Source organism: Actinosynnema sp. NPDC037264 (assembly GCF_055603705.1).
Genome location: NZ_JBVJVK010000005.1, coordinates 127203 through 150794 on the forward strand (window position 1 = coordinate 127203; position 23592 = coordinate 150794).

Consider the following 23592-nt stretch of genomic DNA (forward strand, 5'->3'; position numbering starts at 1 on the left):
TCCTCGCAGGAAATCCTGTCACCCGCTGTCAGCTACCCCCCCGTCCACTGACACGCGTTGCCCACACCCTTCCCCAAAGGAAGGGCTTCGTGTCATCCCGCCGACCTGGCTCCGCCCTACCGCGCGTGTCAAGGGGGGCGCTGTTCACCGATGCCCGCACCGTCCACTGATGTCGCCCCCCTTGATACGTGTGGTAGCCCGTAGGGAGGTCGGTGGGATGACACGAAACCCGACCAACAACGGACCCGGCACATCCCCACCCACCCCGCCGTCATCCTGCTGATCTGCCCGTCCGGCGAGGACTCTTTAGCTTTCAGCTTTTCGGCCCTCAACCCTTCGGACCTCACCCGCTCGCGAACACTCACCCTCGCGGCACCGTCAACCACGACTCCGCCCCGAACGTCACCGACGACCCCAGCACGCTGGACCCCTCGTACCGGGCATCCACGGTGTCCACGACCAGCACCAACCGGTTCCCGGCCGCCACGTCCCACACCACCGGCTCCAACTCCACGTCCACCACCCGCGCCCCGCTCCCCGCCACCGTCACCGGCTTGTGCGTGACCAACGCACCCAACCCCAGCGCGTTCACCTCGTACAGGTACGCGTACAACGTCGTCCGAGCCGCACTGGGCGTCACAGTCAAGCGCACCCGAGGCGTCCCGCTGACCGTCGTCCCGCGCCACTCCACCGGCCCCCGCCACACCGCCGCCGCACCCCGGTCGATCAACGGCGTGGCCACCCCGACCGGCACCCGCAAGAACCCCTGCAACGCCCCCGACACCAGCACCACCCCGCTCTCCGCGAGCGTCGGCCACCCAGCCGCGATCCGATCACCAGCTCCGAACCGATCCGCCGCCAACGCCACCGCGTCCGTCCGAGCCGTCACCGCCGCCCACGACGCGAACGATCGCCAACCACCACCGTTGTTCGGTTTCACGTGCACGGGCAGCTCACGCTCGACCCCGTTCGCCGCACCCTTCAAGTGGTGGTCGAACCAACGCCCCACCGACGTCCAAATCTCGTTCGGCAACCCGGCCGCCCCGAACAGCTCCGCCGTCGCGTGGTCACCCGGCGACAGCATCAACCGCTTCGGGCCGGTCAACGCGCCGAAGAAGTCCGTGATCTGGCTCGGCGGGAACAGCCCGTCGTTCCACGCGTTGCCGATCATCACCGCCGCCTTGATCGACGACACGTGCGAAGCGGGTGACCGCGGCGGCGAGATCGGCAGCACGTCGGCGAACCGGTCGTCCCGGTAAGCGGCTTCGGCCTCGCGCAGCACCGGCCCCGGCCGTCCGGTCAGCTTCCCGGCCGCCAGCAGCAACTCCACCGCCTGCGCGCTGACCGTCTCGTTCGGGTACAGCGAGCGCCCGAGGTCGGTCCACGTGCTCAGCGCCGCCACCGCCTTGATCCGGGGGTCGCGCGCCGCGGCCAACAACGACTGCCCCGCCCCGTACGAGATCCCCCCGACGCCGATCCGCGCCGGGTCGCCGCCCGCGTGCGCCAAGCCCCAGTCGATCACCCGGCTGACGTCGGCCACCGTGTCCGGCCCGGCCACGTCGATCTCACCCGCCGAGTCGTGGAAGCCGCGCGACGTGTAGCTGATCACCGAGTACCCGGACTCGTACGCCAGCTTCGCCGCCGCCCCGACGTACTCGATGTTGTTCACGCCCCAACTCGACGGCAGCACGATCAACGGGAACGGCCCGCTGCCCCGCCCGGTCGGCGTGACGACGAACGCCTTCAACGGCGTCCCACCCTCACCGGGAACGGTCTCGTACGCGACCGCGAACCCGGGCTCCACCGCCCGGACCGGCGGCGCCACCACGAGCGCCACCACAGCGGCGAACACCAGGGAAAATGATCGGCGCACGAGGTCCTCCTTGACCTTGCCCTTGACTGACCACACCCGCACCCGCACCGGCACCGGCACCGGAACCAAAACCGGCACCCGCATCAGGACCGTGACCGTGACCGGGATCACGCACCACGCTACCGGCGAGTAAACACGAACCCTACTCACCAGTAGCAGCACACTGTGACACGGAACACGCCACCACCCGACATGGCACGATGCCGCTCATGCGGTTCGGCTCACGAGAAGTCCCCGGAGATCGCGCCCTGGTGATGGCGATCGTCAACCGGACGCGCGACTCGTTCTACGACCGCGGCGCCACGTTCTCCGACGACGCCGCGATGGCCGCGGTGGACCGGGTCGTCGCCGAGGGCGCGGACATCGTCGACATCGGCGGGGTCAAGGCGGGCTCCAAGGGCGAGGTGGTCGACGCCGCCGAGGAGGCGCGCCGCGTCGTGCCGTTCGTCGCCGCGGTCCGCGAACGGCACCCGGACCTGGTCATCAGCGTCGACACGTGGCGGCACGAGGTGGGCCGCGCGGTGTGCGAGGTGGGCGCGGACCTGATCAACGACACGTGGGCGGGCGCGGACCCGGCGCTGGCCGACGTGGCGGCCGAGTTCGGCGTCGGCATCGTCTGCTCCCACACCGGCGGCCTCCCGCCGCGCACCGACCCGCACCGCGTCCGCTACGCCGACGTGGTCGCGTCCGTGGTGGCGGAACTGGTCGAGCGGGCCGAGCGGATGGTGGCGCTGGGCGTGCCCGCCGAGGGCGTGCTGATCGACCCGACCCACGACTTCGGCAAGAACACCTGGCACGGCCTGGAACTGCTCCGCCGGCTGGACGAGCTCGTGGCCACCGGCTGGCCGGTGCTGATGGCGTTGTCGAACAAGGACTTCGTCGGCGAGACCCTGGGCGCCGACGTCGACGACCGGGTCGACGGCACGCTGGCCGCCACCTCCGTGGCCGCGTGGGCGGGCGCGAAGGTGTTCCGGGCGCACCAGGTGCGCCAGACCAGGCGCGTGGTCGAGATGGTGGCGAGCATCGCGGGCACGCGTCCGCCGGCGCGCGTGCTGAGGGCGCTGGCCTGATGGCGGACTGGTTCGCGGCGAACACCTGGCAGCATCCACAGTGGACTGTTCAAGAACTCCTGGCGCACAAGGGCACTCGCACGGTCAGCGTGGTCCTGCCCGCGCTCGACGAGGAGGGCACGGTCGGTGACGTGGTGGCCGTCGTGCGCCCGCTGCTCGGCGGCCTCGTGGACGAGCTCGTCGTCATCGACTCCGGCTCCACCGACAACACCGCCGAAGTCGCGGCCGCCGCCGGCGCGCGGGTCGTGCACCGGACCGACGTGCTGCCCGACCTGGAACCGCGCCCCGGCAAGGGCGAGGTCCTCTGGCGCTCGTTGGCCGCCACCACCGGCGACCTGGTCGTGTTCCTCGACTCCGACCTGGTCGACCCCGACCCGGAGTTCGTGCCCGCCCTGCTCGGCCCGCTGCTCACCCGCGACGACGTGCACCTGGTGAAGGGCTTCTACCGCCGGCCGCTGCGGCTGGAGAGCACCGGCGGCGGCCGGGTCACCGAGCTGGCGGCACGGCCGCTGCTCAACGCCCTGCGGCCCGAGCTGGCGGGTGTCGTGCAGCCGCTGGGCGGCGAGTACGCGGGCACGCGCGACTTCCTGGAGTCGGTGCCGTTCGCGCCCGGCTACGGCGTCGAGATCGGCCTGCTGCTCGACGCGCACACCCGGTACGGCCTGGACGGGATCGCGCAGGTCAACCTGGGCGTGCGCAAGCACCGCAACCGCGACCTGCGCCAGCTCGGGCCGATGGCGGCTCAGATCGCGGTCACCGCGCTGCGCCGCTGCGGCGTGCCGGTGGCGTCGTCGACGCTGACGCAGTTCGTGCCGTTCGACGGCGAGTGGCTGCCGTCGCCGGTGGACGTGCCCGCCGAGGACCGGCCCGCCATGCGCTCGGTGCTCCAGCGGTCGCGGTAGTACCCGTCAACGGCGACCAACTCCTCGTGCGAACCCTCCTGCACCACTCGACCGCCCTCGAACACCACGATCCGGTCGAAGTCGACCAACGGCGCCAGCCGGTGCGTGACCAGCACGACGGCGCCGACACGATCGAGCACCCGACGCAGCACGGCGTCACCGTGGTCGACGGCCAGGCCCTCGACCGGTTCGTCCAGCAGCAGCACGTCCGGGTCGGCCAACAACGCCCGCGCCAGCAGCAGGCGTTGCCGCTGACCGCCGGACAACGCGTCCCCGTCCTCACCCACGACGGTGTCCCACGGGACGTCCAGGTCCACCACCCGGGCGACCCGCTCCAGCTCCTCCCGCGACGCCTCGGGCCGGGCGAGCCGCACGTTCGCCTCCACGGTCGCGTGGAAGACGTGCGCGTCGTCCAGCACGCCCTTGGCGACGCCGGGGTGCGCGGCCGCCAACGCCCGCAGGAACGTGCTCTTCCCAGCCCCGCTGGCACCCACCACCCCGACCCGGCCCACGGGCAACGCCACGTCCGGCACGGGCGCCGGCACCGCCCGCACCGCCTCCCGCACCCGCCCGACCGACCCGCGCACCTCGGCCCACCGCTGGGCCGCCGCCGCCAGCGGCACCGCCACCTCCAGCACCGCGACCGAGCCGAGCACGACGTGCGCCGGCGCGCCGGACCGCAGGAACGCCACCGCCACCCCGAACTGCACGACCACGGCCACCGCCGCCAACGCCGCCGCGCCGAACCCGCCCCGCCGCTCCCGTTCGGCCACCGCGTCGACCACCCGGCCGGTCGCGTCCAGCTCGCGGTCCAGGGCGCCGAACGCCGTCAGCTCCGCGGCGCCGTCCAGCAGCACGACGGTCCGCTCCGCCAACTCCGACCGCAACGGCGCCAGCGCCCTCAAGTGCCGCACCGCGAGCCCGTACGCGGCCCACGGCACGAGGAATACCGTCACCACCAACCCGATCGCCAACGGCCACGCGAAGCCCGTCGCGACCAACGCCACCGCACCCACCACGACCGCCACCGCGGCGGGCAACGCGCACCGCAGCAGCGCGTCCTGCACACCGTCCACATCGGACACCAGTCGGGTGAGCGCGTCGCCGTCGGCGAGCGGACGGCGCAGCAGCGCGTCGTACACCCGGCCGCGCACCTCCGCCAGGTGCCGCAGCACGGCCGAGTGCCCGGCCAGCCGCTCGGCGTACCGCAGGCCGCCGCGCGCCAGGGCCAGCGCCCGCACCGCCACGATCGCCACCGTCAACGCCGACAGCGGCGGCTGCCCGGCCGCGCGCACCACGAGCCACACGGCGGTGGTCATCAGCCCGATCCCGGCCAGTTCGGCGGCCACGCCGGCGACCACCGCGAGCGCCAGTCGCCTCATCCGAACGCCACCACCCGGTCCACCTCGCCGAGCATCACGGGCCGGTGCGCCACGACGACCGCCGTCCGCCCGGCCGCGAGCCGCCGCGTCGCCCGCAGCACCGCGTCCTCCGTCCCGCCGTCCAACCGGGACGTCGGCTCGTCCAGCAGCAGCATCCGCGCGTCGTCGCGCACCAGCGCCCGCGCCAACGCCACCCGCTGCCGCTCACCGGAGGACAACGGGTGCTCGGCGTCGACCAGGTGCGCCAACCCCATCTCGGCCGCCGCGGTCCGCACGTCTCCCGACGACCCCAGCGCGATGTTCTCGCCGACCGTGCCGGGGAACAGCGTCGGCCGCTGCGGCACCCACGCCACCTGTCGCAACCACGACTCGCGGTCGATCTCCCGCAGGTCCACCCCGCCGACCAGCACCCGTCCCGACGCGGGCGTCACGAACCCCATCAGCACGGCCAGCAACGTGCTCTTCCCGACCCCGCTGGGCCCCACCAGCCCGACCCGCTCACCGGCCGCGATCCGCAACGACACCTCGCCCAACGCCTCCCTGCCCGGGTACCGGACCACGACCCGCTCGACCACGATCTCGGCCGTCCGAAGATCGGGCGCACGCATCCCACCTACCACCACCGTGCTCGCCCGCGATGTGGCTTGCGCACCTGCGGAGGCCTGCGGCACGGCCCGCGGCACGGCCTCCAGCACCGCCTGGCCCTCGGCGGAGGCGTGGAACTGCGAACCGGCCGCCCGCAGCGGCAGGTAGGCCTCCGGCGCCAGCAGCAGCACCAGCAGCGCCACCTGCAACGTCACCCCGCCGTGCAGCAGGCGCAACCCCACCGGCACCGCCACCAGCGCCACCGACAACGTCGCCACCAGCTCCAGCACCAACGCCGACAGGAACGCCACCCGCAGCGTCCGCATCGTCGCCGCCGCGTGCGCGCCCGCCATCGCCCGCACGGTCGCCGCCTGCGCCGTCGCCCGCCCGAACACCTTCAACGTCCCCAGCCCGCGCACCACGTCCAGGAAATGCCCGCCCACCACCGCCAACCCGGCCCACTGCGCGCGCGTCCGATCACGGGTGTGCAGGCCGACCAGCGCGGCGAACACCGGCACCAGCGGCAACGTCACCAGCACCACCACCGCCGACGTCAGGTCCGCGAACGCCAACCGCACCACCACCGCGACCGGCACCACCGCCGCCGCCACCACCTGCGGCAGGTACCCGGCGAAGTACGGCTCGACCGCGTCCACCCCCTTCACCACCAGCGTGGTGACCGCCCCGGACGACCCCTCAACCCCGGACGCCTTCGAAGCCCTGGACGACCCCTCCGCCCCGGAAGAAATGCAAGACCCCGAAAACTCACGCAACACCCGCTTCCGCAACGCAACCTTCATCGAACTCGCGCAGCGCTGCGTCACCACCCGCCCGCCCCACACCAAACCCCCGCGCACCAGGACCACCGCCATCACCCACCACGCCGACAACCCACCCGCCACCACCGCCGCCACCACCTCGGCCTGCGCCAACACCACCGCCGCCGTCAGCACCGCCAGCACCACCAAGACGACGACGTACCCCCGGTCAACGTGCCGCACGGGACATCCGCCAAGTCGACCACTGGAACCCGAGCACCAACGGCACCACCACGACCGCCGCCCACGTCAGCACCCGCAACGTCGACACCTCCGCCATCACCGACACCGTCACCACCGACCGCGCCCCGAACACCCCCACCACGGGCACCGCGCACAACACCGCGCCGCACCCGAAAGCCACCCGGTACCGCCCCGCCCGCAACGCCGCCCACACCCCGCCCAACAACCCCAGCGCGACCACCGCCGCCACCCCGAACGCGGGCGCGGGCACCGACCCGGCCGTGGCCACCGCCGCCACCGCGAAACCCGCACCCGGCAGCACCAGGAACCCCGCGATCCGCACCGCCCGCGCCCGCAACCCGCCCGACAACCGCCAAGCCAGGAAAACCGCCCCGTGCAACGAGAACAACACCAGCATCCCCGCGCCCCACAACCACACCGGCCCGCCGAGCACCCGCCCCAGCAGCACACCCCACCCCACGGCGACCACCAGCGCGCCGCCCACCAGCGGGACGTCCCAACCGGGTGACCGCAACTGCACCGCCACCGTGAAGCACACCAGCCCGGCCAGCAGCACCGCGAACACCGTGTGCTGCGACGACAGCAGCTCGCCCTCCAACCGGGGGAACGCGCCGAACAGCACGCCCACGGCCGCGACCAGCCACACCTCGTTGCCGAGGAAGAACGGCGTCACCGCGCGCAGCACCGCCCGTCGCGCCGGCTCGTCCCGCCCGACCAGCCGCAACAACACCCCGACCCCGTAGTCGAACCCGGCCAACGCGAAGTAACCGCAGGTCAGGAACGCCAGCAGGGCAACCCAGACACCTTCCACGACACACCCCTCACAGAGCCGGGACGAGCGGCGACACCGGCGCCTCGTCCGAGGAAACGGGTCCACGGCGCGCCAGCCGGGCGATCAGCACCCAGTCGGCGACCGCCAGCACCGCGAACACGGACGTGAACGCGATGAACGACACGAGCATCTGCTCCGCGCTCACGTGTGACATCGCGTCCTGCGTGGTCAGCACCCCCTGGATCAGCCACGGCTGCCGCCCGACCTCGCGGAACAGCCACCCGCCGATCGCCGCCACGAACGGCAGGGGGATGCCGAGCACCATCAGGTACAGCGGGAACCGCAGCCGCACCACCCAGTCGCGGACCAGCAGCGGCACGGTCGCCCAGCTCACCAGCAGCAGCACGAACCCGATCTGGATCATGAACCCGAGCCCGGCCCCGTCCAGCGCGCCGACCGTGTCGAGCTTGTCCGGCTGGTAGCGCTCCACGATCGGGAACTGCCCGAACCCGAACCCGATCAGCATCGGCGTGGCGAGCGCCGTGAGCACCACGCCCAGCCGCAGCGACCGGCGGAAGAAGTCGACCTCCGTCGTGCGCCGCAGGAAGTGGTAGGCGCTCACGCCGGTCAGGAACACGCCGCCGACGGTCAACGACGCGAAGCACACGTGCAGGAACGCCGTGCCGAACGTCGGGTTGGCCACCAGCGCCGAGAAGTCGACCAGCCGCAGCACGCCGTCCCGCGCCTCGTGCCCCGCGGGGTGCTGCAGGAACGCGTTCGCCATCATGATCCAGAACGCCGAGGCGAACGCGGTCAGCGCGACCAGCCAGATCAGCGCCAGGTGCGCCCACTTGTTCAGCCGGTCCCAGCCGAAGATCCACAGGCCGAGGAACGTCGACTCCAGGAAGAACGCCACCAGCGTCTCCAGCGCCAGCGGCGCGCCGAACACGTCGCCCGCGACCGTCGACAGGCCCGACCAGTTCAGCCCGAACTGGAACTCCATGACGATGCCGGTCGCGATGCCGAGCGCGTAGTTCACCACGTAGAGCCGACCCCAGAAGCGCGTCATCCGGGCGTGCACGGGGTCGGCGGAGAGCGTGGCCCGGGTCTGCATCACCGCCACCGACGTCACCAGTCCGAGCGTCAGCAGCACGAACAGGAAGTGGAACGACGTCGTGGTGGCGAACTGGAGCCGGGCCAGTCCGAGAGCATCCATGAGTAGGGACGGTATATGTAGGCAGACAACCTAACATCGGGGATGTCCCGGATTCCGACCCCGGCCCTGGATCAGTAGAGTGCCTACCCATGAAGTCCGACGCGTTGCGGGGGCATCTGGACGCGCTCCTGCTGGCCACGCTCGACGGCGGCCGGCTGCACGGCTACGCCATCATCGAGGCGCTGCAGCGGCGCAGCGGCGGCGCCCTCGACCTGCCCACCGGCACCGTCTACCCGGCCCTGCGCCGGCTGGAGACCGCCGGCCTGGTGACCAGCGAGTGGAGCACCGTCGGCGGCCGGCAGCGCCGCACCTACCGGCTCACCAAGGCGGGCCGGCGCGCCCTGGCCGCCGAGCGCACCGCGTGGCGCGAGTTCACCACCGCCATCGAGGGCGTGCTGGGAGGTGGGCCGTGGCCGGCCCAGGCGTGATCGACGACTACGTGACCGCCCTGGACCGGCGGCTGCGCGGACCGGACCCGGTCAAGGACGACCTGCTCGCCGAGGCCAGGGACAGCCTCCACGACGCCGCCGCCGCGCACCGCGACCAGGGCTTGGCGGAGGAGGACGCGCAACGCCGCGCCGTCGCCGAGTTCGGCCCGGTCGCCGCCATCGCCCGCGAGTACCAGGGCCTGCTCGGCCTCGCCTACGGCGCCCGCACGCTGCGCTCGGTGATGCTGGTGATCCCCCTCGCGTACGTGATGTGGGAGCTCAACCGCCGGTTCTGGATCGGGGCCTGGAACGACTTCGACGCCCCGCCGCCCGACTGGTACCTCGTCGTCGCCCGGTTCAACGACACGTCGGCGTGGCTCGTGGCGGGCGTCGCGGTGCTGGCGCTGCTCGTCGGGCGGCGCCTGGCCCGCACGACGGTCAGCACCCTCACCCTGGCCCGGCTCGCCGGCGTGGTGGCAGTCGTCGCGGTCGGCGTGTCCTTGCTCGGCAACGTGGCGATCCTGGCCGCGACCGCCTACCTGGACGCGACGAGGCTGCTCATGTCGCCCCCGGTGGCCGCCGCGACCGCGTTCTCGTTCGCGATCGCGCTGCGGCTGGCCGTGCTCGCCCGGCGCTGTGTGGTGTTCTCCTCGGTCTGACCGGCGGGGCATGTGTCACGATCGTCACGTGACCTCAGCGCTCATCTACATCGTCGTCATGGCGCTCGTCGCGGCCGTGGTCTTCCTGCTGGCCGCGTTGGTGTTCGGGCGCGGCGAGGAACTGGCGCCGCTGCCGCCGGGTGCGTCGCCGACCCGCCTGCCGTCCGACGACGTGACCCCGGACGACGTGCGCGACCTGAAGTTCCAGCAGGTCCTGCGCGGCTACAAGATGACCGAGGTGGACTGGGCGCTGGACCGCCTGGCCGGCGAGGTCGAACGGCTGCGGGACCGCGTCGCGGAACTGGAGGCCGAGCTGGGCGTCGACCACCGGGCGGCGGCCGACCCCGACCAGGTGGCGGCCGACCCCGAGCGGGAGCCGGAGCATGACCCGGCTTGACCTGCGCGTCGAGGTCGAGGCGCCGGCCGCGACCACCTGGGCCGCGCTGACCGACTGGGCGCGGCAGGGCGAGTGGATGCTCGGCACCACCGTCCGCGTGACCAGCGGCGACGGCGCGAGCGAGGGCAGCGGGCTGGCGGCGTTCACCGGCCTCGGCCCGCTCGGGTTCACCGACACCATGCGCATCACCGCGTGGGAGCCGCCGGTGCGCTGCGCCGTGGAGCACACCGGCCGGCTCGTGCGCGGTACCGGCGAGTTCGTCGTCGTCCCCCGCGGTGACGCGCGCAGCGAGCTCGTCTGGTCCGAGGACATCGCGCTACCGCTCAACCTGGCCTTCGCGCCGGGTGTGAAATGGTCGCTGCGCCGCTTCGCCGCCTTCGCCCGGGAGTACTCCGCATGACCGACCTCGTCCGCTGCCCGTGGGGCGACAGCACGCCCGACTACGCCGCCTACCACGACACCGAGTGGGGCGTCGAGCTGCACGGCGAGGCGGCCCTGTTCGAGCGGATGTCGCTCGAGTCGTTCCAGTCGGGCCTGTCCTGGATCACCATCCTGCGCAAGCGCGAGAACTTCCGGGCGGCCTTCGAGGGGTTCAAGCCCGAGCTGGTCGCGCAGTTCGACGCCGCCGACTTCGACCGGCTCATGGCCGACGCGGGCATCGTCCGCAACCGCGCCAAGATCAACGCCACGATCGCCAACGCCCGCGCCGTCGGCGAGCTCGACGTGCCGCTGGACGACCTGCTGTGGTCGTTCGCCCCCGAGCGGCACGAGCGCCCGGCCACGAGCGCCGACGTGCCCGCCGTCACACCCGAGTCGAAGGCGATGGCCAAGGAGCTCAAGCGCCGCGGCTTCGCGTTCCTCGGCCCCACCACCTGCTACGCGTTGATGCAGGCCACCGGCATGGTCGACGACCACATCGCGGCCTGCTTCCGCGCCGCGCCCTAGCCGCCCGGCCGTCCGCTCAGGAAGGGGGCCGACCACCCGCACGAGTGATCCGCCCTGGCCGGTCGAGCCGTCAGCGCCCGGTGAACGCCGGCTTCCGCTTCGCCACGAACGCGGCCACCGCCTCCCGGTGGTCGGCCGTCGCGCCCGCCTCCGCCTGCGTGCGCGCCTCCACGTCCAGCGCCGCCGCCAGCTCGCCGGAGAACGCCATCGCCTCCTTGATCTTGGCGTACGCCGTGGTCGGCCCCGCCGCGAGCTGACGGGCCAGCGCCTGCGCCGTCGACAGCACCTCGCCGTCCGGCACGACCTGGCCCACCATGCCGATCCGCAACGCCTCCTCCGCGCCGACCGGCTGCGCGAGCAGCATCATCTCCATCGCCCGGCCGTGCCCGATCAGCCGCGGCAACGTCCACGACGCGCCCGAGTCCGCGGTCAGCCCCACGTTCGCGAACGCCATCAGGAACTTCGCCCCCGCCCCGGCCACCCGCAGGTCGCACGCGTACGCCAGCGACGCCCCCGCGCCCGCCGCCATCCCGTTCACCGCGGCGATGACCGGCTTCGGCATGCCCACGATCGCCTTGATCAGCGGGTTGTAGTGCTTCTCCACCGTGGTCAACGGCGCCGGGTCGCCCGCCTCCAGCAGCGCGACGTGCTCCTTGAGGTCCTGACCGGCGCAGAACGCCTTCCCCGCGCCGGTGACGACCACCGCCCGCACGGCGTCGTCCGCGGCGGTCTCGACCACGGCCTCGAGGAACCGCTCCTTCAACGCCACCGTGAACGAGTTGAACGACTCGGGCCGGTTCAGCGTGAAGGTGCGAACGCCGTCAGCGTCGTCGATGAGGAGTTCGGACACGGGGTGACCTCCGGTTAGTGGTGTGCGAGGCAGTCGTCGACGAACTTGGCGACCGCCGGCGCGAGGCGGTTGGTGTGCCGGTCGAAGAACTCGGCCGCCTCCGCGCCCGGCCAGCCGGCGGGCAGCAGCTCGCGCGGCAGGCCGGGGTCGCGGAACAGGAACTTGCGCCAGGCGTGCAGGAACCGCTGCGAAGCCGCGAACGCCGCCGCGGGCGACGTACCGTCCACAGCGGACATCACCGGCTCCCACTCGGCCACGAACCGCGCGTAGTCGCGCCCCAGCGTGGCCAGGTCCCACGCGCGGGCCGCCAGCTCCGCCGGGTCGCCCTCGTGCTCGCCGTGGAACGTGCTGCCCACCACGTTCTCCGCGGTGAGCACGTCCGCCAGCTCCGGCGACGGGCGCGGTGCGATCCACGTCACGGGGCCGAGCGCGCCGTAGCCGAGCAACTGCAGCGAGGAAGCGAGCCGGTCGCGCGCCTCGCGGGCCGGCAGCTCCTCCAGCACCACCACGTGCCACCGACCGTCCCAGGTGGACGGCCGGGTGCGGTAGATGCGGGCCGCCGCCTCGTCCAGCCGACGTTCCGCGCGAGGTGTCATCGCGTAGCCGGGGCCGTCCGGCAGGCGGACCGGTTCCAGCCAGCCCTGCCGCACGGTGCGCGACACGGCCGTGCGCACGGCGGGCGCGGCGAAGTCCAGCGGCTCCAGCAACCGGACCAGCGCGGCGATCGTCGCCGCGCCACCCCGCTCGCGGAGGTGGCCGCCGTAGACGTCGAAGAGCGCGGAACGGGCTCGCACGAGAGCCGAGTCTGTCAGGGCCACCCCGCGACACGCCACAAAGCGGTGCACGGTCACGACCAGGTGACGGTCGGCGGTCGTCGCGGAAGTCGTTGGCGCACGGCGATCCTGGCCGTGATCTGCGGCTTGGCGAAGATCGCCTGACCGTCGCCGGCGGGCCGGAAAGATCGGTTCGGTTTCGCTGCCGAGTCCGCATAGGGGAGAATGGCCGGAGTATCCGGCCCTGGTCGGACGGGGAAGATGTTGACGGAGGGAGCACGCGATGGCGGCCATGAAGCCCCGGACCGGCGACGGTCCCCTCGAGGTGACCAAGGAGGGGCGCGGCATCGTGATGCGCGTTCCGCTCGAGGGTGGTGGGCGCCTCGTCGTCGAGATGTCGGCGGACGAGGCCAACGCCCTGGGCGACGCCCTCAAGGCAGCCGCCGGCTGACCAGCCGGACAAGAGAAAGCGTCGACGCCCCGGTTTCCACTGTGGAACCGGGGCATCGCTACGTCGTGCCGCGCCGGTGACGTGTGCACTCGCCCGTAGGCGCTGATCTGCGGTTTCTCCAGTTCCACCCCCTGCCCGGCCCTATCGGAGGTCCCCCCGTGCGAGCACCCCTGCCCACCCCGCTGGTCACCGTCGAGGTGGCCGACACCCTCCGGCGAGGTGTGCCCGCGGTGCTCGTCGCGTTCCCCGGCGACCCGGTGCGGCTGGGGCCGGGCGCGGAGGACGTGGACGACCTCGGTGACGTGAGCGGCACGGCCGGCGCGACGTCCAGGCAGGGGCGGACCTGGGTCGTCGGCGTCGGCGACGGCGGGGCGGGTGACTGGCGCAAGGCGGGCGCGTCGCTGGTGCGGGCGCTGCACGCGGACGCCGAGAAGAAGGGCGGGACCACGTTCGACGTGCGGCTGCCCGCCGACGTGACGGCCGAGGCGGTGGCGGCGTTCACGCTGGGGGCGGCGGTCGGCGGCTACCGGTTCAAGGTGACCGCCGAGGAACCGCCGCCGCGGGTGAAGTCGTTGCGCCTGGTCACCGGGGGCGCCGGGCTGGCGGACGCGGTGCGGAAGGCGAACACGCTGGCCGCCGCGACGTCGTTGGGGCGCGACCTGGCGAACACGCCGTCAAATGTGAAGGATCCGTCGTGGCTGGCCGCCGCGGCGGTGAAGGCCGCGCGGGCCGTGCCGGGGCTGCGCGTCGACGTGCGGGACGAGAAGTGGCTGGCCGAGCAGCGGTTCGGCGGTGTGCTGGCGGTCGGCGGCGGCTCGGCCCGGCCGCCGCGGTTCATCGAGCTGACGTGGCCGGGCACCGGCGCCGGGCAGCCGCACCTGGTCCTGGTCGGCAAGGGCATCACGTTCGACACCGGCGGCATCTCGATCAAGCCGGCCGAGGGCATGCACCTCATGCGCACGGACATGTCCGGCGGTGCGGCGGTGGTGGCGGCCCTGGTGGGGATCGCCCGGCAGAGCCTGCCCGTCCGGGTGACGGGGCTGGTGCCGGCGGCGGAGAACCACGTGTCGGGCTCGGCGTACCGGCCGGGTGACGTGATCACCCACTACGGGGGCACGACGACCGAGGTGACGAACACGGATGCCGAGGGCAGGCTGGTCCTGGCCGACGCGCTGGCCTACGCGGTGCGGAACCTGCGGCCGGACGTGCTCGTGGACGTGGCGACCCTGACCGGTGCGATGAAGGTCAGCCTGGGGCTGCGCACCGGTGGCCTCTTCGCCACCGACGACGACCTGGCGGCACGCGTGGCCGAGGCCGGCGCCCGCGTCGGCGAGTCGTGGTGGCGGATGCCACTGCTGGAGGACTTGGTCGAGGACGTCCGCAGCGACATCGCCGACGTCCGCCAGTGCCCGCCGGGACCCGGCGGCATCACCGCGGCGCTGTTCCTCAAGGAGTTCACGGGCGACGTCCCGTGGGCCCACCTGGACATCGCCGGTCCCGCGCGCGCCGACAAGGTCTACGACGAGGTGGTGGCGGGCGCCACCGGCTTCGCCGCCCGGACCCTCATCGAACTGGCCGAGACCTACGCGCCGTCGAACACGATCGGGTGATCATGGCCCGAAAATGTACGGAAACACCGTTACCGTCCCTCGGTTGAATCGAGGAACCGCAACCACCCCCAACCACGGCCTCACACGGATGGCGGGGCCTGCGCGGCGGACACGGGAAGGCGGGGTGCGAACGGTGGGCGCGGACGGCGGTGAGCGCGGACGGCGAGCGCAGATGCTGGCGAGCGCAGATGCCGGGCGCGGGATGCCTGTCGAGTGCAGGCGCGGAAGCCAGGCGGCACCCGAACCCGGAGCCAGACGACAGCCGGGCCGGGGCCAGTCGGCAGCCGGACCGGGGCCAGTGCGGCAGCCGGACCGGACGCGGGTGGTCCAAGCGGCGAGCCGTGGGCGCGGACACCGGGCCGGGTCGGGCCGGGTCGGGTCGGGTCGGGTTGGGTTGGGTTGGGTTGGGTTGGGTTGGGAAACGTGATCAGGTCGCCAGCGCGTGGTCGCGGAAGGCTTGGACGGCGGGTGGCAGGGGTGCGTCGGCCGGCCAGACCAGCGCGATCTCCCGCGCCGCACGCGGGCTGAGCGGGATCTCCGGCAGGCCCGACGGCGAGTCGGCGTGCGGCAGCAGGGCGACGCCCAGGCCCGCGGCGACCAGGCCCCGGACGGTCTCGGTCTCCTGGCCCTCGAAGGCCGGCGTGGGCACGAAGCCGGCCGCCGCGCACAGGTCGTCGGTGATCTGCCGCAGGCCGTAGCCCGGTTCGAGGCCGACGAACTCCTCGCCCGCCAGCTCGGCCACCCGCACCGACGGCCGACCGGCCAGGCGGTGGCCCGGCGGGACGACGAGGATCAGCTCCTCCTCGCGGACGACGGCGTGCGCGAACGCGGGGTCGGTCGGCGGCGGGGAGACGAGGGCCAGGTCGACGACGCCGTCGGCCAGGTGGGCGAGGATGTCCTGCCGCGAGTTCTGGACCAGGCGGAATCGCACGGACGGGTGACGTTCGCGGAAGCTGCTGACCAGGGCCGGGACCACCGACCTGCCCAGGAGGTGGAGGAAGCCCAGCGCCACCTGGCCACGTTCGGGTGACACCTCCTCCGCCGCGGCGCGGTGGCCCGCTTCCAGGACGGTCAGCGCGCGGTCGGCGGCTTCGCAGAGCAGGCGGCCTGCCCTGGTCAGGCGGACCCGTCGCCCCGATCGGATGACCACCGGCGCGCCCAGCGACGTGCCGAGCGCGGCCACCCAGCGGCTCACGGTCGGCTGCGGCACGCCGGCCGCCTCGGCGGCGTGGGTCACGTGCTCGTCCGCGGCCAGCGCGCGGAGGACGGCCAGACGCTGGACCAATTCATCCATCACCGCATGGATTCTGGCAAACCGGCGCATTGGACGCATCGATTAGCGTCGAAGACGTGCCCAGCCGCCTCACCACCGCCGTCGCCGCCACCGGCCTGGCCACGTTCGCGCTGCTCTACGCGCCGCAATCGGTCCTGCCCGACATCGCCCGCGACTTCCACCTCACGCCGGCCGAAGCGTCCCTCGCCATCAGCGCCGCGACCGGCGCCCTGGCCCTCGCGATCATCCCGATGGCCGCCCTCGCCGACCGCGTCGGCCGACGCCGCGTCATCGTCTGGTCCGTCCTCACCGCCGCCGCCCTCGGCCTGCTCCTCCCGCTCGCCCCGACCTACGAAACCCTCCTCGCCGCCCGCGCCCTGCAAGGCGTCGCCACCGCGGGCGTCCCGGCCACCGCGATGGCCTTCCTCGCCCAGGAAGCACGCAAGGCGCACGTCGGCGCGGCCATCGGCGCCCTCGTCGCGGGCAACAGCGCGGGTGGCATGCTCGGCCGCCTCATCACCGGCTTCACCACCGACGGCACGTCGTGGCGCACCGCCCTGGCCCTCGCCGGCGCGTTCGGCGCGGCCTGCGCGATCACCGCCGCCCTCCTGCTGCCCCGCGGCCACCACGCCGAACGCCGCCCGAGCGCCCTCAAAGACGCCCTCACCGACCGCGTCCTGCTCTGCCAGTACGCGATCGCGATCCTCGCCGTGGCGGCGTTCATCTCCGTCTTCAACGTCATCGGCTTCCGCCTCACCACCGACCTGGGCCTGCCCACCGGCGTGGCCACCCTGGTCTACCTCGCCTACGCGGCGGGCGGCGGCACGTCCGCCGCCGCGGGCCGCCTGGCCGACCGCCACGGCCGCGCCCGCGTCGCCCTCGCCGGCCTGGCGCTGGCCGCCGCCGGGGCCGCGATCACCCTCCCCGACCACGTGGCCGCGATCGCGGTCGGCCTCACCCTGTTCACCGGCGGCTTCTTCGCCGCGCACGCGGTCGCGAGCGGCTGGGTCGGCGCCCACGCGCCCGAGCACGTCCGCGGCCAGGCCTCGGGCGTCTACCTGTTCGCGTTCTACGTCGGCAGCAGCACCGGCGGCACCGCGGGCAGCGCCGCCTACCAGGCCCGCGGCTGGCCGGGGTTGACCGCCCTGGTCGCGCTGTGGCTGGCGCTGGCGGCCGTCGCGGTCGTGACCGCGCGCAAAGCCCAGGCCGGTCAGAAGTCCAGCGGCACCTCGACCCCGGTCCCACCGGTCACCGCCACCTCGCCCAGCTGCGGCAACGACACCGTCCCCGGCGTGACCGAGAACGTCGCCGACCGCACGTCCTCCGGCACCTCGTACACGACCGCCACCGGCACCGTGTCGCCGCCGTAACGCGCGCCGACCTGCCGCGCCGCCTGCCCGCCCGGCACCGTCAAGGTCAGCAGCGGCGACGTCTGCCCCGCGCCGACCACGCTCGGCAGGCCGTGCCCGACCATCCGCAGCTCCACCAGCGCCATCCCGGCGCCGGCCGTCGCCAGCTCGTACTGCCCGCCCGCCGACACCGGCCGCTGCCGACCCACCTTCGCCCGCACGACCTCCACCGACCCGGCGGACGCGCCCACCGCCATGGGCGTCGACACCGAGATCGCCTCCGGCCCCGGCGCGCGCCGCAGCACCTTCGGCGCCTCGCCGACGACCACCCCGGTCGGCACCTCGACCCGCTGCTGCAGCGACTTGGCCCCCACGGTGTCGAGCACCAGCGACTCCTGCCCGCCCGCCACCGGCACGGTGTAGACGATCAGCGCCGACCCGTTGTCCGGCAGCCGGTCGGCCGGCAGGCGGTGCCGCCGACCCGGCACGTCCAGCGACAGCTCCGGCGGCTGCGGCAGCCACCCGCGCCACGGCGTCTGCCCGAACGCCGAGTCGACCTCGCTGTGCCGCGTCACCCGCACCCGCAGCACCCGCAGCGCCACCCCGTGCTCGGCCCGCAGGTCGCCCTCCGCGGTCGGCCACACCGACGGTGACGCGTACCCCGTCACGTGCACTTCGAGCTGGTCGTCGCGCACCATCGCGGACGCCGCGTCGAGCACCTGCCCGTCGTCGGGCAGCACGGCCAGGAAGTCCGGCCCCGCCTGCCCGACGCCCTGGTCGGCGTCGGCCTCCCGCCCGTCGGTGCGCACCAGCTTCCCCACCGGCGTGCTCCGGGCGCCCTGCGCGGGCACCTGCGGCGGCTGGACCTCGAGCCGGATCCCGGCCGCGCTGCGCTCGACCTGCTTCAACGGCACCGGCACCCAGTCGGTGGCCGCGGCCGTGCCGGGCACCTGCACGGGACCGCACCACAACCGCGTGTCGACCTCGAACGCCTCACCCGTGCGCGCGAACCAGCAGCTCACCGCGTCCAGACCGGTCCGGGCGACGTACCCGAACGACAGCGTGTAGCTCAGCTCCGCCTCGGCTCGCGCCTGCAGGGCGGGCGCGTCCAGCACCGCCTCTCCCTCGATCGTCAACCTGACCTGCTCCGCGCTGAACGCGGGCGTGGCGCACCCACCGGCCACCAGCGCGAGCAGGAGCACAAGCCACCGCATACCGCCCCCAGTAGTCGCCCCTACTGGTTAAAGGCGGTCGGCACCCCATACCGTTGCATCACGATCGAGTGGCGCACATCACACCGTGCGGTCAGGTGATCACCGGGAGCCGTTGAGCGCCGCCGAGTACACCGCCACGGTCTGCTCGGCCACCGTCGCCCACGAGAACTCCTCGATCGCCCGCGCCCGCCCGGCCTCGCCGAACGCCGCCGCCCGCGCCGGGTCCCCGAGCACCTCGTTCACCGCGTCGGCCAGCGCCACCCGGTACGCCTCGACGTCCTTCTCGTCGTAGTGCACCAGCAGCCCGGTCCTCCCGTGGTCCACGACCTCCGGGATGCCGCCCACGTCGGAGGCCACCACCGCCGTGCCGCACGCCATCGCCTCCAGGTTCACGATGCCCAGCGGCTCGTACACCGACGGGCACACGAACACCGTCGAGTGGCTCAGGATCTGCCGCACCTCGGCCGGCTGGAGCATCTGCTGGATCCAGAACACCCCCGGCCGCGACGCCGCCAGCTCCGCCACCGCCAGGCGCGTCTCCTCGGCGATCTCCGGCGTGTCCGGCGCGCCCGCGCACAGCACGACCTGCGCGTCCGGCGAGATCCGGTGCGCGGCGGCGACCAGGTGCCCGACGCCCTTCTGCCGGGTGATCCGCCCGACGAACGTCACGATGGGCCGCGCGGGGTCGATGCCGTGCCGGAGCAGGGCGTCGGTCTCGGGCACGGGGTGGTAGGCCGACGTGTCGATCCCGTTGCGCACCACGTGCACGCGGGCCGGGTCCAGCGCCGGGTAGCAGTCCAGCACGTCGGCGCGCATGCCCTCGCTGACCGCGATCACCGCGTCCGCCGCCTCGTACGCGGTCCGCTCCACCCAGGAGGACACCCGGTAGCCGCCGCCGAGCTGCTCGGCCTTCCACGGCCGGCGCGGCTCCAGCGAGTGCGCGGTCACCACGTGCGGGATGCCGTGCAGCAGTTTCGCCAGGTGACCGGCCATGTTGGCGTACCAGGTGTGCGAGTGCGCCAGCTGCACGTCGCCCAGCGCGGCGGCCATCTCCAGGTCGACCGACAAGGTGGCCAGCGCGGCGTTCGCCTGCTCCAGGCCGTGCGCCGGGTTGTGCGCCCTGGCGTCCGCGCGCGGCCCGCCGAAGGCGTGCACGTCCACGTCCACCAGCTCGCGCAACCTCGGCACGAGGAAGCCGACGTGCACCCCAGCGCCGCCGTAGACCTCCGGCGGGTACTCCCGTGTGAGCAGTCCAATTCGCACGACGCTCACCGTAACCCGGTTGCCGGGGTCAGCCGGGTGAACGAGCGGAGTTTGCGTTACTTCGCCGTTGGTGGGGCGGTGCTCACCCCGTTAGGGTCGTTGTCGTGAAAGGGCAACCGCACGTTCTAGGAATTGTCCTCGCCGGTGGCGAAGGCAAACGGTTGTGGCCGTTGACCGCCGACCGGGCAAAGCCGGCGGTGCCCTTCGGCGGTAACTACCGGCTGGTGGACTTCGTCCTGTCCAACCTGGTGAACGCGGGTTTCGTCAAGCTCTGCGTGCTCACCCAGTACAAATCCCATTCCCTGGACCGGCACATCTCCACGACGTGGCGACTGTCCAATGTGCTCGGCCAGTACGTCACGCCGGTCCCGGCGCAGCAGCGGCTCGGGCCGCGCTGGTACACCGGCAGCGCCGACGCCATCTTCCAGTCGCTGAACCTCGTCAACGACGAGAAACCCGAGCACGTGATCATCTTCGGCGCCGACCACGTCTACCGGATGGACCCCGGCCAGATGGTGGAGCAGCACGTGGAGACCGGCGCGGGCGTCACCGTGGCGGGCATCCGGGTGCCGCGGGCGGAGGCCAAGGCGTTCGGCTGCATCGACTCCGACGCGACCGGGCTGATCACCCGTTTCCTGGAGAAACCGGCCGAGCCGCCGCACGTGCCGGACGACCCGGAGGTCACCTTCGCGTCGATGGGCAACTACGTGTTCACCACCGAGGCGCTGATCGACGCGTTGCGGGCGGACGCGTCGAACCCCGACTCCGACCACGACATGGGCGGCGACATCATCCCGATGCTCGTCGACCAGGGGCAGGCGCACGTCTACGACTTCGCCGACAACAAGGTGCCGGGCGAGACCGACCGCGACCGGGGCTACTGGCGCGACGTGGGGACCATCGACGCCTACTACGAGGCGCACATGGACCTGGTGTCGGTGCGGCCGGTGTTCAACCTCTACAACCAGGCGTGGCCGATCCGGACGGCGACCCCGCCGCTGCCGCCCGCGAAGTTCATCGCGGGAGGCAGCGCGGAGGACTCGATGGTGGGGCCGGGTTCGATCATCTCCGGCACCATCCACGGGTCGGTGATCAGCTCGGACGTGGTCGTGGAGTCCGGGTCGGTGGTGCAGGGGAGCGTGCTGCTGCCCGGCGTGCGGATCGGGCGCGGCGCGGTCGTGCGGCGGGCGATCCTGGACAAGAACGTCGTCGTGCCCGACGGTGCGCTGATCGGCGTGGACCCGGCGACGGACCGGCAGCGCTACACCGTGTCGTCCGGCGGGGTGACGGTGCTCGGGAAGGGCGTCACGGCGCACTGACCCGGTCGGGGACCGTCCTCGCGACGGTCCCCGCTTTCACCCACACGGGTGACCCCGGCCGGGTGAGGTTGCGGAGTTGTCCACAGCCCGCTTCCGCGCGCTCCACATCGTCGTACCCCGGTGGCAAGATCAAAGCAGGGGTCCCCTCGGCGAGGACCCCTGCGAAGCCTCAGCCGACCTTCGCGGCGACCAGCAGGCCGTCGCCCAGCGGCAGGATCACCGGCACCAGGCGGTCGTCCTCGCGGACCGAGCGCGCCACCTCCCGCATCGCGACCGTGTCCGGGTCGCGGTGCGACGGGTCGACCACCCGGCCGTGCCACAGCACGTTGTCGAACGCGATCACGCCACCCGGCCGCAGCAGCCGCACGCCCTCCGCCAGGTACTTCGGGTACTCCGACTTCGCCGCGTCCACGAACACCAGGTCGTACGCGCCGTCGGTGAGCCTGGGCAGCACGTCCAGCGCCCGACCCATGATCAACCGGGTCCGCGACACCGCGATGCCCGCCTCCGCGAACGCCACCCGCGCCGCGCGCTGGTGCTCCGGCTCCACGTCGATCGACGTCAGCACCCCCGCCGCGGGCATGCCGCCGAGCAGGTACAACGCGCCGACACCGGCCCCGGTGCCGATCTCCACCACGGCCTTGGCCTGCAACGCCGCCGCGAGGAACCGCAACGCCGCCCCGCCGCCGGACCCGATCGGCACGCACCCCAACTCGGCGCCACGAGCCCTGGCGGCCGTGATGACGGCGTCCTCGGGCAGGTAGCGCTCCACGTACTCGCGCGTCGGCGCATCCACAGCACGAAGGCTAACGCCGCCGGCGGCGGTTCGGGTGAATCTCGCCGACAACCCGGATTCTCAGCCTGCTCTCAGCCGCCTCTCACGATGGTTATAAGGGAGAAGGTCAGACTGGCTCCAACGCATGACGAGCAGGACCAACGGGAACACGTCAGGGGAGCCGAGCGTTGACCCGTGCAGCAGGGCAGCCAGCCCAGTGGAGGTGCTTAACCGCCCGATGCCAAAGCAGCCGACCGCCGCACTGACCGCGCCCATCGAGGACGCGGACTGGATCGCGCCCTCGTGGGACCAAGTTGTGCGCGAGCACGCCGACCGGGTGTACCGGCTGGCCTACCGCCTGTCCGGCAACCAGCACGACGCCGAGGACCTCACCCAGGAGACCTTCATCCGGGTGTTCCGCTCGCTCGCGTCGTACAAGCCCGGCACGTTCGAGGGCTGGCTGCACCGCATCACCACGAACCTCTTCCTCGACATGGCCCGCCGCCGCTCGCGCGTGCGCATGGAGGCCCTGCCCGAGGAGACCGACCGCATCCCCGGCGACGACCCGACGCCGGAGGAGATCTACGACGACACGCACCTCGACCCGGAGCTGCAGGCCGCGCTGGACGAGCTGCCGCCCGAGTTCCGCGCCGCCGTCGTCCTGTGTGACGTGGAAGGGCTCTCCTACGAGGAGATCGGCGCCACCCTCGGCGTCAAACTCGGTACCGTGAGAAGCAGGATCCACCGGGGCCGCCAGGCCCTGCGGGTCGCACTGGAACGCCGTCGGGGTCTGGCCCAGGAGGACTCTGCATGACCGACCTGCGAGGTTGGCAACTGCCCGAGCAGCACCTGCTGCCCGACGCGGTCGTCGCCTTCGTCGACGGCGAGCTGTCCGCCTCGGCGCACAACAGGGCGTCCGCGCACCTGCAGCGCTGCCCGTTCTGCGCGGCCGAGGCGTACTCGCAGCAGCAGGCCCGCTCCGCGGTGCGCGCCGCCGACGCGCCGTGCGCGCCCGCGAGCCTGCTGGCCAGGCTGGGCGCGATCCCGCAGGAAGTGGAGCTGCCCAGCGCGCCGGACGGCCTCGCGGTCAGCGAGGACGGCCAGCTCGTCACGGTCCAGCGGCCCGACCGGGTCGCGTTCGGCAGCGGTCCCGTGCTGGGGTCCGGCCGCCCTTTCGGAACCGGCGGCGGTAGCCGCTTCGGAGCCGGTCTGTTCGGGGGACGACGCGCCCGCCAAGGCGCCGGCGTCGTCGTCTCCGGTCTCATGCTCGGCGCGCTCGCCCTGGTCGCACCGGGCAGCGAGGACAACGCGCCGCCGCCCGCCCAGGGCAACTCCCCGCAGCCCTCGCCCGTGGTCGCGCCGTCGTTGACCGACGACCGCGAGCCCGTCGGCGTGCTGCGCCCGGCCGCGGACACCGGCCTGCCGGGCCGCTGACCGGCCCGCTGACGGCAACTTCACCGGTCA

At 73.1% G+C, this 23592-nt stretch carries 22 protein-coding genes and 1 pseudogene; 13 read left to right on the forward strand and 10 right to left on the reverse strand.

Annotated elements, in window-relative coordinates; genetic code table 11:
* Positions 1-361: 361 nt before the first annotated feature.
* On the reverse strand, positions 362-1984 hold the full coding sequence (locus ACZ7GX_RS08565) for a CocE/NonD family hydrolase (protein WP_498774330.1): 1623 nt from the start codon (positions 1982-1984) through the stop codon (positions 362-364).
* 89 nt (positions 1985-2073) lie between these two features.
* On the opposite strand from ACZ7GX_RS08565, the gene folP reads away from it, so the two are divergent.
* Positions 2074-2943 (forward strand): dihydropteroate synthase, encoded by an 870-nt coding sequence (gene folP, locus ACZ7GX_RS08570; protein WP_498774332.1) that lies wholly within the window; start codon positions 2074-2076, stop codon positions 2941-2943.
* Positions 2943-3845 (forward strand): glucosyl-3-phosphoglycerate synthase, encoded by a 903-nt coding sequence (locus tag ACZ7GX_RS08575; RefSeq protein ID WP_498774334.1) that lies wholly within the window; start codon positions 2943-2945, stop codon positions 3843-3845. Before folP ends, ACZ7GX_RS08575 begins: the two co-directional genes overlap by 1 nt.
* A gap of 194 nt (positions 3846-4039) precedes the next feature.
* Here ACZ7GX_RS08575 and ACZ7GX_RS08580 read toward each other — a convergent pair.
* The 4 genes and pseudogenes from ACZ7GX_RS08580 to ACZ7GX_RS08595 form a co-directional block, all read right to left on the reverse strand.
* Positions 4040-5227 (reverse strand): annotated as a pseudogene (locus tag ACZ7GX_RS08580) (ATP-binding cassette domain-containing protein); the annotation flags it as partial.
* Positions 5224-6813 carry a thiol reductant ABC exporter subunit CydD gene (gene cydD, locus ACZ7GX_RS08585; protein WP_498774336.1) on the reverse strand — a complete coding sequence of 530 codons (1590 nt, stop codon included), beginning with the start codon at positions 6811-6813 and terminating at the stop codon, positions 5224-5226. The pseudogene ACZ7GX_RS08580 and the gene cydD, both read right to left, overlap by 4 nt.
* Entirely contained in the window at positions 6800-7645 is an 846-nt protein-coding gene (locus ACZ7GX_RS08590; protein ID WP_498774338.1) for a cytochrome d ubiquinol oxidase subunit II, read from the reverse strand. The genes cydD and ACZ7GX_RS08590 overlap by 14 nt, the downstream gene beginning before the upstream one ends.
* A gap of 10 nt (positions 7646-7655) precedes the next feature.
* Complete coding sequence (locus tag ACZ7GX_RS08595) at positions 7656-8822, reverse strand: cytochrome ubiquinol oxidase subunit I (protein ID WP_498774340.1); 1167 nt, start codon at positions 8820-8822, stop codon at positions 7656-7658.
* A gap of 89 nt (positions 8823-8911) precedes the next feature.
* Here ACZ7GX_RS08595 and ACZ7GX_RS08600 point away from each other — a divergent pair, with 89 nt between their 5' ends.
* Genes ACZ7GX_RS08600 through ACZ7GX_RS08620 form a run of 5 tightly spaced genes read left to right on the forward strand, consistent with a single transcriptional unit; the run spans position 8912 to position 11251 of the window.
* Positions 8912-9250, forward strand: coding sequence for a PadR family transcriptional regulator (locus ACZ7GX_RS08600; RefSeq protein WP_498774342.1), 339 nt, complete (start codon positions 8912-8914; stop codon positions 9248-9250).
* A complete protein-coding gene (locus ACZ7GX_RS08605) occupies positions 9232-9909 on the forward strand; it encodes a permease prefix domain 1-containing protein (RefSeq protein WP_498774344.1) in 678 nt (225 codons plus the stop codon). Before ACZ7GX_RS08600 ends, ACZ7GX_RS08605 begins: the two co-directional genes overlap by 19 nt.
* A 28-nt stretch (positions 9910-9937) precedes the next feature.
* Positions 9938-10306 carry a DivIVA domain-containing protein gene (locus tag ACZ7GX_RS08610; RefSeq protein WP_498774346.1) on the forward strand — a complete coding sequence of 123 codons (369 nt, stop codon included), beginning with the start codon at positions 9938-9940 and terminating at the stop codon, positions 10304-10306.
* Entirely contained in the window at positions 10293-10706 is a 414-nt protein-coding gene (locus tag ACZ7GX_RS08615) for an SRPBCC family protein (protein WP_498774348.1), read from the forward strand. Before ACZ7GX_RS08610 ends, ACZ7GX_RS08615 begins: the two co-directional genes overlap by 14 nt.
* Complete coding sequence (locus tag ACZ7GX_RS08620; protein WP_498774350.1) at positions 10703-11251, forward strand: DNA-3-methyladenine glycosylase I; 549 nt, start codon at positions 10703-10705, stop codon at positions 11249-11251. The genes ACZ7GX_RS08615 and ACZ7GX_RS08620 overlap by 4 nt, the downstream gene beginning before the upstream one ends.
* 70 nt (positions 11252-11321) lie before the next feature.
* Here the strand turns inward: ACZ7GX_RS08620 and ACZ7GX_RS08625 are convergent, their stop codons facing one another.
* Both ACZ7GX_RS08625 and ACZ7GX_RS08630 read right to left on the reverse strand, forming a co-directional pair.
* Positions 11322-12101: an enoyl-CoA hydratase-related protein gene (locus ACZ7GX_RS08625; protein ID WP_498774352.1), complete on the reverse strand. Its 780-nt coding sequence runs from the start codon at positions 12099-12101 to the stop codon at positions 11322-11324.
* Between the two features lie 14 nt (positions 12102-12115).
* On the reverse strand, positions 12116-12895 hold the full coding sequence (locus ACZ7GX_RS08630; protein ID WP_498774354.1) for a PaaX family transcriptional regulator: 780 nt from the start codon (positions 12893-12895) through the stop codon (positions 12116-12118).
* Positions 12896-13157: 262 nt separating this feature from the next.
* On the opposite strand from ACZ7GX_RS08630, the gene ACZ7GX_RS08635 reads away from it, so the two are divergent.
* Entirely contained in the window at positions 13158-13325 is a 168-nt protein-coding gene (locus tag ACZ7GX_RS08635) for a DUF3117 domain-containing protein (RefSeq protein ID WP_012783412.1), read from the forward strand.
* 158 nt (positions 13326-13483) lie between these two features.
* On the forward strand, positions 13484-14935 hold the full coding sequence (locus ACZ7GX_RS08640; protein WP_498774356.1) for a leucyl aminopeptidase family protein: 1452 nt from the start codon (positions 13484-13486) through the stop codon (positions 14933-14935).
* A gap of 427 nt (positions 14936-15362) precedes the next feature.
* Here ACZ7GX_RS08640 and ACZ7GX_RS08645 read toward each other — a convergent pair whose 3' ends face one another.
* Positions 15363-16229, reverse strand: a complete 867-nt coding sequence (locus ACZ7GX_RS08645; protein ID WP_498774646.1) for a LysR family transcriptional regulator — start codon at positions 16227-16229, stop codon at positions 15363-15365.
* 56 nt (positions 16230-16285) lie between these two features.
* Here ACZ7GX_RS08645 and ACZ7GX_RS08650 point away from each other — a divergent pair, with 56 nt between their 5' ends.
* On the forward strand, positions 16286-17578 hold the full coding sequence (locus ACZ7GX_RS08650; protein WP_498774358.1) for an MFS transporter: 1293 nt from the start codon (positions 16286-16288) through the stop codon (positions 17576-17578).
* 1292 nt (positions 17579-18870) lie between these two features.
* Here ACZ7GX_RS08650 and glgA read toward each other — a convergent pair.
* Entirely contained in the window at positions 18871-20034 is a 1164-nt protein-coding gene (gene glgA / locus ACZ7GX_RS08655; RefSeq protein ID WP_498774360.1) for a glycogen synthase, read from the reverse strand.
* A gap of 104 nt (positions 20035-20138) precedes the next feature.
* Between glgA and glgC the strand changes: the two genes are divergently transcribed.
* Positions 20139-21353 (forward strand): glucose-1-phosphate adenylyltransferase, encoded by a 1215-nt coding sequence (gene glgC, locus ACZ7GX_RS08660; protein WP_053716266.1) that lies wholly within the window; start codon positions 20139-20141, stop codon positions 21351-21353.
* A gap of 169 nt (positions 21354-21522) precedes the next feature.
* On the opposite strand, the gene ACZ7GX_RS08665 is transcribed toward glgC, so the two are convergent.
* Positions 21523-22149, reverse strand: coding sequence for an O-methyltransferase (locus ACZ7GX_RS08665; protein ID WP_498774362.1), 627 nt, complete (start codon positions 22147-22149; stop codon positions 21523-21525).
* Between the two features lie 217 nt (positions 22150-22366).
* Between ACZ7GX_RS08665 and sigE the strand changes: the two genes are divergently transcribed.
* Positions 22367-22942, forward strand: a complete 576-nt coding sequence (gene sigE / locus ACZ7GX_RS08670; RefSeq protein WP_498774364.1) for an RNA polymerase sigma factor SigE — start codon at positions 22367-22369, stop codon at positions 22940-22942.
* Positions 22939-23562: an anti-sigma factor family protein gene (locus ACZ7GX_RS08675; protein WP_498774366.1), complete on the forward strand. Its 624-nt coding sequence runs from the start codon at positions 22939-22941 to the stop codon at positions 23560-23562. The genes sigE and ACZ7GX_RS08675 overlap by 4 nt, the downstream gene beginning before the upstream one ends.
* Positions 23563-23592: the final 30 nt, after the last annotated feature.

Coding starts and splice junctions, on each gene's coding strand:
- folP (WP_498774332.1), top strand. CDS start 2,074: ATGCCGCTCATGCGGTTCGGCTCACGAGAAGTCCCCGGAGATCGCGCC.
- ACZ7GX_RS08575 (WP_498774334.1), top strand. CDS start 2,943: ATGGCGGACTGGTTCGCGGCGAACACCTGGCAGCATCCACAGTGGACT.
- ACZ7GX_RS08595 (WP_498774340.1), bottom strand. CDS start 8,822: ATGGATGCTCTCGGACTGGCCCGGCTCCAGTTCGCCACCACGACGTCG.
- ACZ7GX_RS08600 (WP_498774342.1), top strand. CDS start 8,912: ATGAAGTCCGACGCGTTGCGGGGGCATCTGGACGCGCTCCTGCTGGCC.
- ACZ7GX_RS08615 (WP_498774348.1), top strand. CDS start 10,293: ATGACCCGGCTTGACCTGCGCGTCGAGGTCGAGGCGCCGGCCGCGACC.
- ACZ7GX_RS08620 (WP_498774350.1), top strand. CDS start 10,703: ATGACCGACCTCGTCCGCTGCCCGTGGGGCGACAGCACGCCCGACTAC.
- ACZ7GX_RS08635 (WP_012783412.1), top strand. CDS start 13,158: ATGGCGGCCATGAAGCCCCGGACCGGCGACGGTCCCCTCGAGGTGACC.
- ACZ7GX_RS08645 (WP_498774646.1), bottom strand. CDS start 16,229: ATGGATGAATTGGTCCAGCGTCTGGCCGTCCTCCGCGCGCTGGCCGCG.
- sigE (WP_498774364.1), top strand. CDS start 22,367: ATGCCAAAGCAGCCGACCGCCGCACTGACCGCGCCCATCGAGGACGCG.
- ACZ7GX_RS08675 (WP_498774366.1), top strand. CDS start 22,939: ATGACCGACCTGCGAGGTTGGCAACTGCCCGAGCAGCACCTGCTGCCC.